The organism is Paraplanobispora takensis (assembly GCF_016863195.1).
In the GTDB taxonomy this organism is placed as follows: Bacteria; Actinomycetota; Actinomycetes; order Streptosporangiales; family Streptosporangiaceae; genus Planobispora; species Planobispora takensis.
The window spans coordinates 82,611-97,590 of the sequence record NZ_BOOK01000034.1 but is presented as its reverse complement, the minus strand read 5'-3'; the positions used below and the strand labels follow the sequence as shown (position 1 = coordinate 97,590).

Here is a 14,980-nt window from a genome sequence, read left to right as displayed (position 1 = left end):
CGTGAGGCTCCCCCTGCTGATCCTCTCCTGCGCCGCGCTCGTCGCCGGCCTCACCGGGGCGGCGCACGTCCCTCCGGGGGCGCACGCCTCCGCGGCGCAGGCGCCCTCGTGCGGCGCGCCGTACCGGATCGAGCGGACCCTGCCGGGCGGAGCCGCCTGGCGGCTGTGCTGGGAGATGCGCACCATCGAGGGGCTGACCCTGGCCGACGTCGTCTACACCCCGGTGGGCGGCGCCCCGATCAGCGTGCTGCGCAGCACCGCGCTGGCCCAGATCCACGTGCCCTACGACAGCGGCGAGCCCCGCTTCCACGACATCGGCACCCTCGGCGAGAACGCCGTCGTGCTGCAGGAGGCCGACTGCCCCGGCGGCGAGCGCCGCGAGCAGTTCGTCTGCGTGGGCGTACGGCCGCGCGGCCACGCCTACCTGAAGCCGCGCCCCGGTGAGCCGAACCTCTCGGCGCAGGGCAGCGAGCTCGTGGTGTACGCCGCCTTCCAGGTCGGCTGGTACACCTACCTGGTCGAGTGGGCCTTCTCCGACGACGGCGCGATCACTCCGCGGGTGGGCGCCACGGGGTCGCTGTCCGGCTTCACCGCCGCGCCCGAGTACGGCTGGCCGACCAAGCGGGGCAGCACGCACGTCGAGCAGAGCCACAGCCACAACGTCTTCTGGCGACTCGACTTCGACGTCGCCGGCCGGGGCGGCGACGTCGTGGAGCAGTACGACTTCACCGGCTCCGGGACGGCCAGGCGCGCGCTCAGCCGCAAGGTGCTCACCGAGGAGACCGCGGCCGTCAACCGGCGGACGCGCTGGTGGCGGGTGGCCGACTCCGGCACCCTCAACGCCGACGGGCACCGCGTCTCCTGGGAGATCGGCAACTCCGACAGCGCCGAGTACCGCGGCCCCGACGACGAGGCCTTCACCCGCGCCGACCTCTACGTCAGCCAGTACCGCGCCTGCGAGCGCCTGGCCACCACCAACCCCGCCCCCGACTGCGCGCAGAGCGTCGACCGCTACGTCGACGGCGAGCGGCTCACCGACCCGGTCGTCTGGGTGGGCGTGAGCTACCACCACGTCGCCCGCGACGAGGACGCCGACCCCATGCCCACCCACTGGCAGGGCTTCCGCATCACCCCGCGTGACGTGACGGCGGAGAACCCGCGCTGAGCGGAGGAATCCCACCCGGGGTCCCGGGCCCGGGTGATCTTCCCGTTTCCGGGAGAACGGCGTAAGACGATGAGAACATCTTTCCCACCAGGCCACGGATGGGGTGGGTTGAACGCCGCCGAGCGGGCAGGGTTAGGGGATATCGTCCATCTATCGGGAGTGATCCATGAACGTGCACCTGGACCTGGACCTGAACCGGTTGGCGGGCGGGGCGCACCACGATCCGCATTCGATCCTCGGCGCGCATCCCGGACCCGGCGGGGTGACCGTCCGGGCGCTGCGGCCGATGGCGGAGAAGGTCCAGGCGGTCGTGGACGGTCAGGCCCACGACATGGAGCACATGGCCTACGGGGTGTTCGCGGTGACGGTCCCCGGGCTGGACAAGATCCCCGACTACCGGATCCGCGCCTTCTACGGCGACGGTGAGCCGCACGAGACCCCCGACCCCTACCGTTACTGGCCCACCCTGGGCGAGGTGGACCTCCATCTGATCGGCGAGGGGCGCCACGAGCGGCTCTGGGAGGCGCTCGGCGCCCGGCTGACGCGGCACGAGGACACCGACGGCGTCGCCTTCACCGTCTGGGCGCCGAACGCGCGCGGGGTCCGGGTGATCGGCGACTTCAACCACTGGAACGGGTCCGGTCACCCCATGCGCTCGCTGGGCCGCTCGGGCGTCTGGGAGCTGTTCATCCCCGGCCTGGCGGAGGGCGAGCGCTACAAGTTCGCCATCCTGGGCGCGGACGGGATCTGGCGGGACAAGGCCGACCCGATGGCCCGCCGCACCGAGCTGCCGCCCGCGACCGCCTCGGTGGTCGACCGGTCGGACTACACCTGGAACGACGACGCCTGGATGATCGAGCGCCCCGCGCGCAGGGCCCTGGAAGGGCCGATGAGCATCTACGAGGTGCACCTGGGCTCCTGGCGGCCCGGCCTGTCCTACCGGGAGATGGCCACGGAGCTGGTCGACTACGTCAAGGAGATGGGCTTCACGCACGTGGAGCTGCTGCCCGTGGCCGAGCACCCGTTCGGCGGCTCCTGGGGGTACCAGGTGACCTCCTACTACGCCCCGACGTCCCGCTTCGGCTCGCCGGACGAGTTCCGCCACCTGGTGGACAAGCTGCACGAGGCGGGGATCGGGGTGCTGCTCGACTGGGTGCCCGCGCACTTCCCGATGGACGCCTGGGCGCTGGCCCGCTTCGACGGCACCCCGCTGTACGAGCACGCCGACCCGGCCAGGGGCGAGCACCCCGAGTGGGGCACCTACATCTTCGACTTCGGCCGCCGCGAGGTGCGCAACTTCCTGGTCGCCAACGCAACCTACTGGCTGCGCGAGTTCCACATCGACGGCCTGCGGGTGGACGCGGTCGCCTCGATGCTCTATCTCGACTACTCGCGGCGCGAGGGCGAGTGGACGCCCAACCAGTACGGCGGGCGGGAGAACCTCGACGCGGTGGAGTTCCTCAAGGAGATGAACTCCGTCTCCTACCGCGAGGCCCCCGGGATCGTCACGATCGCCGAGGAGTCGACGGCCTGGCCGGGCGTCTCCCGGCCCGCCTACCTCGGCGGCCTGGGCTTCGGCTTCAAGTGGAACATGGGCTGGATGCACGACACCCTGGCCTATCTCCGGCACGAGCCGGTCTTCCGGCAGTACCACCACCACCAGATGACGTTCTCCCTGATGTACGCCTACTCGGAGAACTTCGTGCTGCCCCTCTCGCACGACGAGGTCGTGCACGGCAAGGGCTCGCTGCTGGGCAAGATGCCCGGTGACGAGTGGCAGCGCTTCGCCAACCTGCGGGCGCTGTTCGCGTTCATGTGGGCCCACCCCGGCAAGCAGCTGCTGTTCATGGGAGGGGAGTTCGGCCAGGGCTCGGAGTGGTCGGAGGAGCGCGGGCTCGACTGGTGGGTGCTCGAGTTCGACGGGCACAAGGGCGTGCAGCGGCTGGTGCGCGACCTCAACCGGATCTACCGGGAGACCCCCGCCCTGTGGCGGCTGGACCACTCCCCCGAGGGTTTCCGCTGGATCGACGCCGACGACGCCTCCGGCAACGTCTTCTCCTTCCTGCGCTACGACGCCGACGGCTCCGCCCTGGCCTGCGTGGCCAACTTCTCCGGCGGCCCGCACGAGGACTACCACCTCGGCCTGCCGTACGACGGCGCGTGGGAGGAGGTCGTCAACACCGACGCCTACGACTACGCCGGCAGCGGCGTGGGCAACATGGGCGCCGTCGAGGCCGTCGAGGAACCCCACCACGGCCTGCCTTACTCCGTCCACCTGCGCGTCCCGCCCCTGGCCACCCTCTGGCTGCGCCACACCCCGCCCGCGCCCGCCCCGGAGTCCGCCCCGGAGCCCCTGCTGGCCGAGGACGAGGTGGAGTGATCACCCCGCCCGGTCCCGGGAAGCCCGATCCGGGCCCCCGGGGCCGGGGGAGGCTTCAGCCCGGCGGTTCACCGGCGGGGGTTCAGGAGCTCGGTGATCCGCAGGAAACCGTCGGCGCCGTGGCCGCGGCCGACGGCGCGGCGGGCCAGGCCCTCGGCGGCGCGCATCACGCCCGCGTCGATGCCGTGGGACTCCGAGACGTGGACGATGTGGGCCATGGACGACACCGCCGAGGTGATGGGGTTGCCCTCGCCGGAGAAGGTGCCGGCGTCGACCTCCTCCGCCCCCTGCTCGAAGATCGGCGGGAGGATCGCCCCGATGCCCTTGGCGAACGGCGCCAGCTCCCGCGCGGTGACGCCCTCCGCCCTGGCCACGGCCAGCGCGTGCGCGTAGCCGGCCATCGCGGTCCAGAAGACGTCGAGCAACGCGATGTCGTAGGCGGCCGCCCGGCCGATCTCCGTACCGAGGTGGGTGTGGGTCCCGCCCAGGACGTCCAGCACCGCCCGGTGCCTGCGGTAGAGCTCCTCCGGGCCGCTGTGCAGGAAGACCGCCCCCGGCGTCCCGATGGTCACGGTCGGCGTCATGATCGCGCCGTCCAGGTACCCGATGCCGTGCCCGGCCGCCCAGTCCGCGCTCTCCCGGGCCCGTGCGGGGACGTCGGCGGTCAGGTTCACCATCGTGCGCCCCTTGAGCGCGGCGGTGACCGCCTCGCGCCGCACGATGGCGTCCACCGCGTCGTAGTTCACCACGCAGACCACGGTCAGCCCGCTCGCGGCGACCGCCTCCTCCGGTGAGACGGCGCCGCTCGCGCCCCGCGCGACCAGGTCCCGGTCCCTGCCCGGGGTCCGGTTCCAGACCGTGGTCGGCAGTCCGGCGTCCAGGAAGGCGCCGGCCAGCGCCCGGCCCATCGGCCCCAGGCCGAGCACGGTGACGGCAGACTGTTCGGTAGTCGAGGGCATGCCTCAGCTCCTTGGAAGAATGAGTGATCGCTGACAGAGGAGACGACGATGACGCGCAGCCGTGCCCAGGACCCGAACGTCTGCGGGGTGACCGCCGCGATCGCCGTGATCGACGGCAAGTGGAAGACGATCCTGCTGTGGCTGCTGGAATCCGGCCCGCACCGCCCCAGCGAGCTGCTCCGGCGGCTGCCGGGCCTCACCGAGAAGGTGCTGACTCAGACGCTGCGGGAGATGGAGGGCGACGGCCTGGTCCACCGGCAGGCGCACGACGCGTGGCCGCTGAGGACGGAGTACTCCCTGACGCCGTTCGGGCGTGACCTCTCCGAGGCCCTGGAGCCCCTCTCCGACTGGGGCCACCGCCGCCTGGAGAAGCTGGCCGCCTCCCAACCGGCTCCCTGAGCCCCCTCCGGCCGGAGCACGACCCACCTCCCCGCTTCCCCGGGCCCCGACGGCCGCCCGCCCACGACCAAGCTTCGGCCCGCCGTACCCGCCCGGCAAGTACCCACAAAAAGGTGGCCATGCCCGGGGACCGGAGCGGCTGCCCTCCCGTGAACGGCCGATCACCCTATGTATGACCGGCCCTTCGCTTATCCGGTGGATTAGCCGGACCTTAAATCCGTCTTATGGCGCCTCCAAGGGCATTGACCGTTGCGCGAACAGAGTCTTACTCTCCTTAACTAATAGGAAACTTTCCTATGAGTACGGGGGCCAAGTACTCTTTGACCTGGAGCGACCCTTGCGACGCATCACCATCGGCTCTCTGCTCGCGGCCACCGCGCTGTTAGTCCCGCTGGGACTCGGCACCGCCGACGCCGCGACCCCCGCCACCGCGACCTACGCCACCGACTCCGACTGGGGCTCCGGCTTCCAGGGGAAGGTCACCGTCAAGGCGGGCAGCACCGCTCTGAGCAGCTGGAAGGTCGAGTTCGATCTCCCCTCCGGCACCTCGCTCTCGTCGGCCTGGGACGCCGACATGACCAAGAGCGGCAACCACTACACCTTCGTCAACAAGTCGTGGAACGGCGGCATCGCGGCCGGCGCCTCGCTGAGCTTCGGGTTCGTCGGCGCTCCGGGCGGGCTGAGCGGCCTGACGAACTGCAAGCTCAACGGCGCCTCCTGCTCCGGCACGGGCGGCACCCCCACGGCGACGCCCACCGTGACGCCGACGGCCACCCCCACGGCCACGCCCACCGTCAAGCCCACGGTGACCCCCACCGCCACGCCGACGGCGACGCCCACCGTGACGCCGACGGTCGACCCCAACCCCTCGGGCAAGAAGGTCGTCGGCTACTTCACCAACTGGGGCGTCTACGGTCGCAACTTCCACGTCAAGAACCTGGTCACCAACGGTTCCGCCTCGAAGCTGACCCACATCCTGTACGCCTTCGGCAACACCACCGGCGGCAAGTGCACCATCGGCGACTCCTACGCCGACTACGACAAGGCCTACACCGCCGACCAGAGCGTCGACGGCGTCGCCGACACCTGGGACCAGCCGCTGCGCGGCAACTTCAACCAGCTGCGCAAGCTGAAGAAGGCCTACCCGAACATCAAGGTCATCTGGTCCTTCGGCGGCTGGACCTGGTCGGGCGGCTTCACCCAGGCCGCGGCCAACCCGGCCGCGTTCGCCCAGTCCTGCCACGACCTGGTCGAGGACCCGCGCTGGGCCGACGTGTTCGACGGCATCGACATCGACTGGGAGTACCCCAACGCCTGCGGTCTGAGCTGTGACACCAGCGGTCCGGCCGCGTTCAAGAACCTGGTCTCCGCGCTGCGCGCCAAGTTCGGCTCCAGCGCCCTGATCACCGCGGCGATCACCGCCGACGGCACCGACGGCGGCAAGATCGACGCCGCCGACTACGCCGGCGCGGTCTCGAACCTCAACTGGCTCATGCCGATGACCTACGACTACTTCGGCGCCTGGGACGCGAAGGGCCCGACCGCTCCGCACTCGGCCCTGAACTCCTACAGCGGCATCCCGAAGGCCGGCTACTACTCCGACGCCGCCGTCCAGAAGCTCAAGAGCAAGGGCGTCCCGGCGAGCAAGATCCTGCTGGGCATCGGCTTCTACGGCCGCGGCTGGACCGGGGTGACCCAGTCGGCTCCGGGCGGCACCGCCACCGGCGCGGCCCCGGGCACCTACGAGGCCGGCATCGAGGACTACAAGGTCCTCAAGACCAAGTGCCCGGCCACCGGCACCGTCGGCGGCACGGCCTACGGCTTCTGCAACGGCCAGTGGTGGAGCTACGACACCCCGGCCACCGTCAACAGCAAGATGGCCTACGCCAAGAACCAGGGTCTGGGCGGCGCCTTCTTCTGGGAGACCAGCGGCGACACGACCAACGGTGAGCTGATCACCGCGATCGCCAACGGCCTCAAGTAATATTTCCGGCACTCGGCCCTCCGTGCGCGTCACGCCGCGGGGGGCCGAGCCGTTCCCGCGGGCCGTACGGCTCCCGCCCCGAACCGGCCGCGTCCGTCCGGCACGGTCCGCACGACGCCGCACCCCCGATGAGGGGTCCTTTCTTTCCCGGGCCTTTTCTGGGCCTTCTTCAGATCGATGCCGCAGCGGCCGATAAGACGGCATCATCCATCGGAAAGAACGGTTGAATCGTGACCACGCGCACAGTGCCCGTCGCCACCTTCCCCTCCGGCCTGCGCAGGCTGGGCCGAGCCGTCTGGCGGGTGGCCGACATCGCCGCACGCTTCACGCGCGGGACGGTCATCCTCTTCCTCCTGGTCTCCCTCGTCCCCGTGCTGTTCAGCTGGCAGAGCCAGGTCGTCATGACCGGCTCGATGATGCCGCACCTGCGCCCCGGAGACCTGGTGATCGTCGAACCGACCGGAGCCGACCAGGCCGTGCCCGGGGTGATGGTGCTGGTGAACAACCCGGCCCGTCCCGGGAGCACGCTGATCCACCGGGTGACCGAGCACGTGCCCGGCAAACCCCTGATCACCAAGGGCGACGCCAACGAGAAGGCCGACTCCACTCCGGTGCCGGAGGCCTCGGTCATCGGCCTGCCCCGGCTGCTGGTCCCCTACATCGGGCTGCCCGCCGTCTGGCTGCACGAGCGCGAGTACGGCCTCGTCGCCGTGGCCGCGCTCCTGGGGCTGGGCCTGATGTGCGTACCCTCCGTGACGAAGAAGCCCCAGCCGAATTCCTACCGGAGGGGCCGTCGCCGCCGATAAGTGAGTATGGACATCATCACTGAGCGTGAGACTCAGACGCCGGACACCCGCACGCCGGTCGGCCACCGCCGCCCCAGACGACGCCGCAAGAGCCGGGGACTGATCGGCATCTTCCCGATCCTGGGCCTGGTGGGAGGCGCCGCCATCGTCTGGAACGCCTCCCAGGCGGCCTTCAGCGACCAGACCGACAACTCCACCAGCGAATGGAAAGCCGGCAGCGTCGAGATCGCCAACGACCGGTTCGCCTCGGCGGCGTTCACCGTCAACAACGTCAACTCCTCTGACATCTACCCGACGCTGCAGTTGCAGGACACGGGCGTGGTCGCGACCGACAGGCCCAACGCGGGCGGATCGACGTGCATCAAGGTCACCTACATGGGAACCATGACCGCCCGCGTCAAGCTGTACGCCGACGTGCAGGACGACCTGGCCCCCTACCTGCTGACGAGCGTCGACCACGGGACCAACAGCGTCGAGACCGACATGGGCTGGGCCCAGGCCGACCCCGAGTGCGAGAACTACGTCCGCGACACCGAGGCGCCCTACGTGTTCGGCAGCGCGAACAACGCCGACTTCCACATGACCGACCTGCCCCGCAACTTCGCCGACAGCAACACCGACGTGTGGACCGCCCAGCCCGGCGACAGCAGGTGGTACCGGCTGTCGTGGCTGCTTCCCGCCGTCCCGGAGAGCAACGACGCCCAGGGCAAGACCGCCAAGGTCAAGTACATCTGGGAGGCCCAGGCCCTCTAACAGGATGCGCGAGCCCTCTGCATCGAGATCGAGAGCCTCCCTCCGGCGTCCACGCCGGACGAAGGCTCTTCCGCGCCGCTCACGGGACACGTGCCCGGCAGGATTCACATCCGCCGGGCCGGGTTCGTCCGGCGCGCACGGTTGATCACCTGCCGAGCCGTGGCCTGAGGGCCCGCTGAGAAGATCCCCTGAATGGGGGCTGAGGTATTCACCAAGTGGGATCGTCTGCCTAGACTCCGAATCGCCCGTTTCATCCCTCGGAGGACGTGTGCGAATTCGAGCCCTCGCGGCCCTGGCGACCATACTCACCCTCGTCCCGGCCGCGCCGGCGCTCGCCGAGGAGCCCGCCGCGCCGCCTCCGGCGGTCAGTGAGAGCCCGGCCGCGCCACCCCCGGCCGCGCAGGAGAGTCCCGCACCGGGCGCCGGGGACCCGCCGGCCGAGAGCGCACCTCCCGCCCAGGCCCCGCCGGCCGAGACCCCGCCCGCCGAGACCGAGGCCCCGCCGCCCGGGGACACGCCGCCCGGGGACGCGCCGAAGCTGGAGGACGGGCTCGCCTCCGACCCGGACGGGACCCGCGTCATCGTCGAGGTGACCGCCCCCGCCGAGACCGCCCCGGTGGCCGGTCAGGCGCAGGCCCTGCCGGACGCCGAGGTCCTGCTCCAGCCGCAGGGCACCTCCTTCATCGTGGTCGAGGCGACCGGCGAGGCCCTGGCCGCGCTGGCCGAGGACCCCCGGGTGGTGTCGGTACGGCGCGACCGCACCTACTCCCCCGCCTCGCTCGCCTCCGGCCTCCAGGTGATCGGCGCGGACAGGGTCCACGCCGCGGGTGTGCGGGGGGCCGGGCAGACGATCGCGATCATCGACACCGGGATCGACGCCGACCACCCCGCGCTGAACGGCAAGGTCGTGGAGCAGGCGTGCTTCTCCGCGGCGGACGGGACGGTGGAGTCCCTGTGCCCCAACGGGCAGACGGCCGACCCCGGCTCCGCCGACGCCGAGACGGCCAAGTGCGTGCACGACGGCGCCAACCTCTGCGACCACGGCACCCACGTGGCGGGCATCGCCCACGCCGTCGCCCCGGACGCGGACATCGTGGCGATCCAGGTCTTCAGCCGGGACAACGACTGCCTGGGCGACGGCGGCGGGGAGGTCTGCCTGACCGCCTACGAGTCCTCGCTCCTGCTGGCCCTCGACCACGTCGCCCGGCTCAAGGACTCCCGTCCCGGCCTGGTCTCGGCCAACCTCAGCCTCGGCGGCGGCCTCTTCGAGGGAACCTGCGACGACGTCGCGGAGCTGCAGTCGATGAGGGAGAAGGTCGACGCGCTGCGCGCCAAGGGCGTGGCGGTCGCCGCCGCCGCGGGCAACGACGGCGTGAACGGCGGCGGGGCCCCGGGATGCTTCTCCGGGGCGGTGACCGTGGGCGCCACCGGCGACGACGACCACGTGGCCTCCTGGTCCAACCACGGCCCCACGCTCGACCTGTTCGCGCCGGGACTGGAGATCGACTCCGCCGTCCCCGGCGGCGGCACCCAGGTCTACAGCGGGACCTCGATGGCCACCCCGTACGTCGCCGGCGCGTTCGCGCTCATGGCCGGGAAGTTCCCCGGCGAGGCCCCGGACGCCCTCCTCGGCAGGCTGAAGACCGCCGGCCGCCCGATCACCTACGCCGGGGCGACCACGCCCCGCCTCGACCTGGGCGTCGCGGTCCTGGGCGGCGAGCCCCAGCCCGGCGTCAGCCAGGAGCCCGAGCCCGGGGACGACTCCACCGACGACCCGTCCGAGGACACCCCGGGCACCCCCAGCCCGGAGCCCAGCTCCGGGCCGCAGCCGAGCCCCGGCCCGCGGGACACCCCGCCTCCGGCGGACCCGGCGCCCGTCCCGCTGCCCACGGTGACCGTCACCGTGACCGTGACCGCCACTCCCCCCGCGGGCACGCCGGCGGTGTGCGTCCGGGGCAGGGCGGCCAGGACCCTGACCGCCGCCCAGTGGGCCTCAGAGGTCACCCGGGGTAAGGGAAGCCTGCCGGACGAGACGCTCGGCTGCTATCTGCGCCTGATCGGCAAGGCCAGCGCGGTCTTCCCCGAGGTGACGCGCGCCTCCACGCTGGGCACGGCCTACCGGGTGCTCAGGCCGGGCGCGAAGACCGCGGACACCAAGAAGGCCGAGTTCGACAGCGAGCTGCTGGCCGCCTGGCTGAACTGGGCGAACGGCGCGGTCAACCTCACCGCGAAGGCCGGCGGCACGGCCACGGTCAAGACCGCCCTCGCCGCCGCCGAGAAGCGCCGGCTCAAGGGAACATCTCTCATCAAGTCCACCTCGACCCTACGAAAGTATGTGAACGCCCGCCGTATCGCCTGAGTCCGGGACGCGTCGCTTAGGGTGAGGCGTATGGACGCGACCAAGGTGATCACCGAGACCGTCGACCGCATCCGGCAGCGACGGACCGCCCCTCTGGTGCTGGAGCTCGACCTCACCGAGGGCCTGACGGACAGGCCGCCGACCGATCCGCTCGGCGCGGTCCTGTCCATGCGCAAGACGCGGCTGACCGACGTGCTGTCGGGCCTCAAGCGGGCCCGGCAGGACAGCCGGGTCAAGGGACTCATCGTCAAGATCGGCACGAACCCGCTCGGCCTGGCCATGGTGCAGGAGCTGCGCCAGGCGGTGGTCCGGTTCCGGGCGGCGGGCAAGCTGACGGTGGTGTTCGCCGAGACGTTCGGCGAGTTCGGCGCGGGCACCGTGCCCTACTACCTGGCCAGCGCCTTCGAGCGGGTCTACCTCCAGCCCTCGGGCGACGTCGGGCTGACCGGTGTCTCGCTGGAGCAGCGCTTCGTGCGGGGCGCGCTCGGCAAGCTCGGCGTGGAGTACGAGCTCGGCCAGCGGCACGAGTACAAGACGGCCGCGAACATGTTCACCCAGGACCACATGACCGAGCCGCACCGCGAGTCGATCGCCCGCATCGCCGAGTCCGTCACCGAGCAGGTCGTGGCCGGCGTCGCCGAGGGGCGCGGGATCGACCCGGCCAAGGTCCGCGAGCTCATCGACCAGGGCCCGTTCATCGGCTCCGAGGCGGTCGACGCCGGGCTGGTCGACCGCCTCGCCTACCGCGACGAGGTCTACGACGAGGTCAAGCGGGAGACCGGGCCGGACTCCCTGCTGCTCTACGTCGCCCGCTACCACCGCGGCGGCCTGGTCAAGAAGCTCCCGCACCCGGGCGAGCAGGTCGTGGCCCTGATCCAGGCCAGCGGCGCGATCCGGCTCGGCCGCAGCGGGCGCAGCCCGCTGGGCGGCGGCGGCGCGGTGGGCGCCGACACGATCAGCGCCGCCCTGCGCGCGGCCCGCCGTGACGACCACGTGAAGGCGGTCGTCTTCCGGGTGGACAGCCCCGGCGGTTCCTACGTCGCCTCCGACACGATCTGGCGCGAGGTCGTGCTCCTGCGCAAGGCGGGCAAGCCGGTCGTGGTCTCGATGGGAGACCTGGCCGCCTCCGGGGGCTACTTCATCTCGATGGCCGCCGACGTGATCATCGCTCAGCCGGGCACCCTCACCGGGTCGATCGGCGTCTTCGGCGGCAAGCCCGTCATCGGCGAGCTGCTGGACAAGATCGGCGTGACCTCCGAGACCGTGAGCGAGGGCGCCAACGCGGCGATGTTCTCTCCCTCGCACGGCTTCTCCGAGGCGCAGTGGGCGCGGGTCAACGCCTGGCTGGACCGGATCTACGACGACTTCGTCGGCAAGGTGGCCGAGGGCCGCGGCCTGACCCGAGACCGCGCCCACGAGCTGGCCAGGGGCCGGGTCTGGACCGGTTCCGACGCCCGCGCCGGCGGGCTGGTCGACGAGATCGGCGGCCTGGAGGACGCCCTCGAACTGGCCCGCAAGCGGGCCGGGCTGGCGGCCGACGCCCCCGTGCGCAGCTATCCCAAGCTGCACCCGCTGGAGCGCCTGCGCCCGCCGGAGTCCAGCGAGGACAGGTCCGCCGCGCTGGCCCGGGTCCGGCTGGAGGCCTGGGGCCCGCTGGCCCGGCTCTCCGGCGAGCTGGGCCTGTCGCCGTACGGCCCGCTCATCCTGCCCGGCACCTGGACGATCCACTAGCCGGACGGGCCCTCAGGCTGAAAGCGGGTACGGCGGTGCCGACGGCCGGGCGCCGCCCACCCGTGGGACACGTTTTGAGGACGGCCCAGGCCGTACGGCGGCACGGGACGCGCATCAGCCCGTGGCGGGGTGGGCTTCGCCGGCCGCGGCGATCACCCGGGTCAGCGCCCGGTGCAGTTCCTGCAGCTCCGTCAGGTCCATGCCGAGCCGCTCGACGATCGCCGCGGGGATCTTCTCGGCCTGCCCGCGCAGCGCGCGGCCGGACTCGGTCAGGGTCACCGCCAGGGAGCGCTCGTCGGCGGCGGCGCGCCGGCGCTCGACGAGCCCGGCGGTCTCCAGGCGCTTGAGCAGCGGCGACAGCGTGGCCGGCTCCAGTTGCAGCAGCCGGCTGAGCTCCTTGACCGACAACGGCGCGTGCTGCCACAGCGCCAGCATCACCAGATACTGCGGATGGGTCAGCCCCATCGGCTCCAGCACCGGCCGGTAGAGGCCGATCACCGATCGCGAGGCGACCGCCAGGGCGAAGCAGACCTGGTTCTCCAGAGACAGCGGGTCGACGGTGTCGCCAATGTCACTCATGCAGACCTCCACAGCGTCTACTGCCACGTTATCCCATTTAGTATCCTAACGATTAGTGTACTAATAGTTAGTGGTCGAAGCAGTCGTCTGCCCGGCCCGCCGCCTGAGGAGAAACACGCATGAGCCGTGCAGACGTCCTGGTCGACGCCGACTGGGTGGAGGCCAACCTCGACACCCCCGGGATCGTCCTCGTCGAGGTCGACGAGGACACCCGCGCCTACGACATCGACCACATCCGCGGCGCCGTCAAGCTCGACTGGCGCGAGGACCTGCAGGATCCCGTCCGCCGCGACTTCATCGACAAGGACGCCTTCGAGGACCTGATGTCCCGCAAGGGCATCGCCGAAGGCGACACCGTGATCCTGTACGGCGGCAACAACAACTGGTTCGCCGCCTACGCCTACTGGTACTTCAAGATCTACGGCCACGGCGACGTGCGCCTGCTCGACGGCGGACGCAAGAAGTGGCAGCTGGAGGGCCGGAAGCTGACCGGCGAACCCGTCCGGCGCCCGGCCACCCGTTACCGGGCCGCCGAGCCCGACGCCTCGATCCGGGCCTTCCGCGACGAGGTCGTGGCGGCCATCGGCACCGCGACCATCGTCGACGTGCGCTCCCCGGACGAGTTCACCGGCAAGATCCTGGCCCCGGCGCACCTGCCGCAGGAGCAGTCCCAGGTCGCCGGGCACGTCCCCACCGCCAAGAACGTCCCGTGGTCGCAGGCCGCCGACGACGACGGCACCTTCAAGTCCGACGAGCGACTGCGCGCCCTGTACGGGCAGGCCGGCGTCGACCTTCAGCCCGAAGGCAACCGCGAGACCATCGTCTACTGCCGCATCGGCGAGCGCAGCGCCCACACCTGGTTCGTCCTCAGCCAGTTGCTGGACCTGCCGGCCGTCAAGAACTACGACGGTTCCTGGGTTGAGTACGGCTCCCTGGTCGGCGTGCCCGTCGAGCGCTGACCCCTCCCGTCGAGGTTCTCTTGCCGCTATTCGGGCAGGGGACCACATAATCTACCAATCCCGACAGCACCGGTCACCGAGGAACGGTCATGGAACGTCAGAAGCGAAAGAGCCTGGAAGAGCGGATCGCCGACCGTCAGGCGCAGCGGCCTCCACTGAAGGAGGGCAAGCACTTCGAGCACGGCCCCGCCAAGTGGATGTTCGTCGCCCTGATGGTGTTCATCGTGCTGATCCACCTCGTCGGCCTCATCATCGTCATGATGATGGAGAAGGCCTGACGGACCGTACGGCTCCGCCCTCCGGCCCTCCGCGCGGTCCGGCGCGATGCCGGCGGACGTCAGCCGACGGGGCGATAGCGGCCGCGGAGCCGTACGAGCGGGACGGTCGCGGCGTCGACATAGTCGACCGCCAGGACGTGGGCGAGATAGAGGGTGTGGTCCCCGGCGGGGACGACCTGGGTCGTCTCGGCCTCCAGGGCGGTGACGCCCTTCTCCACGACGAGGGCCCCGCTCAGCTCGCCCCGGTGGTGCGCGGTGCCCGCGAGCAGCAGCCGGGCGCCGGGGCGGCCGGGGGTGGCGAAGCGGCTGGCGATCGCCTTCTGCTCCGCCGACAGCACGCTCACCGCCCAGCGGTCGTGGCGCAGCAGCAGTTCGTTGAGGTATCCCCCGCTCGCCAGGCTGACCATCACCAGCGGCGGGTCTAGGGAGACGGAGGCGAAGGTGGTCACGGTGGTGCCCACGTCGTCACGGCCGTCCCGCACGGTGACGACCGAGACCGCCCCGGCGACCTGCGCCATCGCCTCGGTGAACTCGCTCATCCGACCTCCCTCACGCCGAACCACTTTAAAGTCACGGGCCGCCGCCCCCGTCCCGGGCCCCTGACATGGAAAAGGGCCCCCACCCCGGG

13 protein-coding genes are annotated in these 14,980 nt (G+C 71.3%); 10 read left to right on the top strand and 3 right to left on the bottom strand.

Going from position 1 to position 14,980, the window contains the following annotated elements; translation table 11 throughout:
* The first annotated feature begins 1 nt into the window (after position 1).
* Entirely contained in the window at positions 2 to 1,165 is a 1,164-nt protein-coding gene (locus tag Pta02_RS23295; RefSeq protein ID WP_239131175.1) for a copper amine oxidase, read from the top strand.
* Positions 1,166 to 1,331: 166 nt separating this feature from the next.
* The gene (glgB, locus tag Pta02_RS23290) at positions 1,332 to 3,545 is read left to right on the top strand and encodes a 1,4-alpha-glucan branching protein GlgB (RefSeq protein ID WP_203877032.1); all 2,214 of its coding nucleotides are present in this window, start codon (positions 1,332 to 1,334) and stop codon (positions 3,543 to 3,545) included.
* A gap of 68 nt (positions 3,546 to 3,613) precedes the next feature.
* On the opposite strand, the gene Pta02_RS23285 is transcribed toward glgB, so the two are convergent.
* Entirely contained in the window at positions 3,614 to 4,504 is an 891-nt protein-coding gene (locus Pta02_RS23285; RefSeq protein WP_203877031.1) for an NAD(P)-dependent oxidoreductase, read from the bottom strand.
* 48 nt (positions 4,505 to 4,552) lie between these two features.
* Here Pta02_RS23285 and Pta02_RS23280 point away from each other — a divergent pair, with 48 nt between their 5' ends.
* From Pta02_RS23280 to sppA, 6 genes are all read left to right on the top strand, one after another.
* The gene (locus Pta02_RS23280; protein WP_203877030.1) at positions 4,553 to 4,903 is read left to right on the top strand and encodes a winged helix-turn-helix transcriptional regulator; all 351 of its coding nucleotides are present in this window, start codon (positions 4,553 to 4,555) and stop codon (positions 4,901 to 4,903) included.
* A 337-nt stretch (positions 4,904 to 5,240) separates the two neighbouring features.
* Positions 5,241 to 6,887, top strand: a complete 1,647-nt coding sequence (locus tag Pta02_RS23275; protein WP_239131174.1) for a glycosyl hydrolase family 18 protein — start codon at positions 5,241 to 5,243, stop codon at positions 6,885 to 6,887.
* A gap of 230 nt (positions 6,888 to 7,117) precedes the next feature.
* A complete protein-coding gene (locus Pta02_RS23270) occupies positions 7,118 to 7,693 on the top strand; it encodes a signal peptidase I (RefSeq protein ID WP_203877029.1) in 576 nt (191 codons plus the stop codon).
* Between the two features lie 6 nt (positions 7,694 to 7,699).
* Positions 7,700 to 8,446 (top strand): hypothetical protein, encoded by a 747-nt coding sequence (locus Pta02_RS23265; RefSeq protein ID WP_203877028.1) that lies wholly within the window; start codon positions 7,700 to 7,702, stop codon positions 8,444 to 8,446.
* Positions 8,447 to 8,714: 268 nt separating this feature from the next.
* Positions 8,715 to 10,805: a S8 family peptidase gene (locus tag Pta02_RS23260; RefSeq protein ID WP_203877027.1), complete on the top strand. Its 2,091-nt coding sequence runs from the start codon at positions 8,715 to 8,717 to the stop codon at positions 10,803 to 10,805.
* Between the two features lie 30 nt (positions 10,806 to 10,835).
* On the top strand, positions 10,836 to 12,536 hold the full coding sequence (gene sppA, locus Pta02_RS23255) for a signal peptide peptidase SppA (RefSeq protein WP_203877026.1): 1,701 nt from the start codon (positions 10,836 to 10,838) through the stop codon (positions 12,534 to 12,536).
* Positions 12,537 to 12,650: 114 nt separating this feature from the next.
* Here sppA and Pta02_RS23250 read toward each other — a convergent pair whose 3' ends face one another.
* Positions 12,651 to 13,115 carry a MarR family winged helix-turn-helix transcriptional regulator gene (locus Pta02_RS23250; protein ID WP_203877025.1) on the bottom strand — a complete coding sequence of 155 codons (465 nt, stop codon included), beginning with the start codon at positions 13,113 to 13,115 and terminating at the stop codon, positions 12,651 to 12,653.
* A gap of 119 nt (positions 13,116 to 13,234) precedes the next feature.
* Between Pta02_RS23250 and Pta02_RS23245 the strand changes: the two genes are divergently transcribed.
* Together Pta02_RS23245 and Pta02_RS23240 are read left to right on the top strand one after the other, a co-directional pair.
* Complete coding sequence (locus Pta02_RS23245) at positions 13,235 to 14,074, top strand: sulfurtransferase (protein WP_203877024.1); 840 nt, start codon at positions 13,235 to 13,237, stop codon at positions 14,072 to 14,074.
* An 89-nt stretch (positions 14,075 to 14,163) separates the two neighbouring features.
* Entirely contained in the window at positions 14,164 to 14,352 is a 189-nt protein-coding gene (locus Pta02_RS23240) for a hypothetical protein (RefSeq protein ID WP_203877023.1), read from the top strand.
* Positions 14,353 to 14,411: 59 nt separating this feature from the next.
* Here the strand turns inward: Pta02_RS23240 and Pta02_RS23235 are convergent, their stop codons facing one another.
* The gene (locus Pta02_RS23235) at positions 14,412 to 14,891 is read right to left on the bottom strand and encodes a flavin reductase family protein (protein ID WP_203877022.1); all 480 of its coding nucleotides are present in this window, start codon (positions 14,889 to 14,891) and stop codon (positions 14,412 to 14,414) included.
* Positions 14,892 to 14,980 lie beyond the last annotated feature (89 nt).

What these genes read in the sequence shown, in the direction of transcription:
- Pta02_RS23280 (WP_203877030.1), top strand. Translation starts at nt 4,553, where the DNA reads ATGACGCGCAGCCGTGCCCAGGACCCGAACGTCTGCGGGGTGACCGCC.
- Pta02_RS23285 (WP_203877031.1), bottom strand. Translation starts at nt 4,504, where the DNA reads ATGCCCTCGACTACCGAACAGTCTGCCGTCACCGTGCTCGGCCTGGGG.
- glgB (WP_203877032.1), top strand. Translation starts at nt 1,332, where the DNA reads ATGAACGTGCACCTGGACCTGGACCTGAACCGGTTGGCGGGCGGGGCG.
- Pta02_RS23235 (WP_203877022.1), bottom strand. Translation starts at nt 14,891, where the DNA reads ATGAGCGAGTTCACCGAGGCGATGGCGCAGGTCGCCGGGGCGGTCTCG.
- Pta02_RS23240 (WP_203877023.1), top strand. Translation starts at nt 14,164, where the DNA reads ATGGAACGTCAGAAGCGAAAGAGCCTGGAAGAGCGGATCGCCGACCGT.
- Pta02_RS23265 (WP_203877028.1), top strand. Translation starts at nt 7,700, where the DNA reads ATGGACATCATCACTGAGCGTGAGACTCAGACGCCGGACACCCGCACG.
- sppA (WP_203877026.1), top strand. Translation starts at nt 10,836, where the DNA reads ATGGACGCGACCAAGGTGATCACCGAGACCGTCGACCGCATCCGGCAG.
- Pta02_RS23250 (WP_203877025.1), bottom strand. Translation starts at nt 13,115, where the DNA reads ATGAGTGACATTGGCGACACCGTCGACCCGCTGTCTCTGGAGAACCAG.
- Pta02_RS23245 (WP_203877024.1), top strand. Translation starts at nt 13,235, where the DNA reads ATGAGCCGTGCAGACGTCCTGGTCGACGCCGACTGGGTGGAGGCCAAC.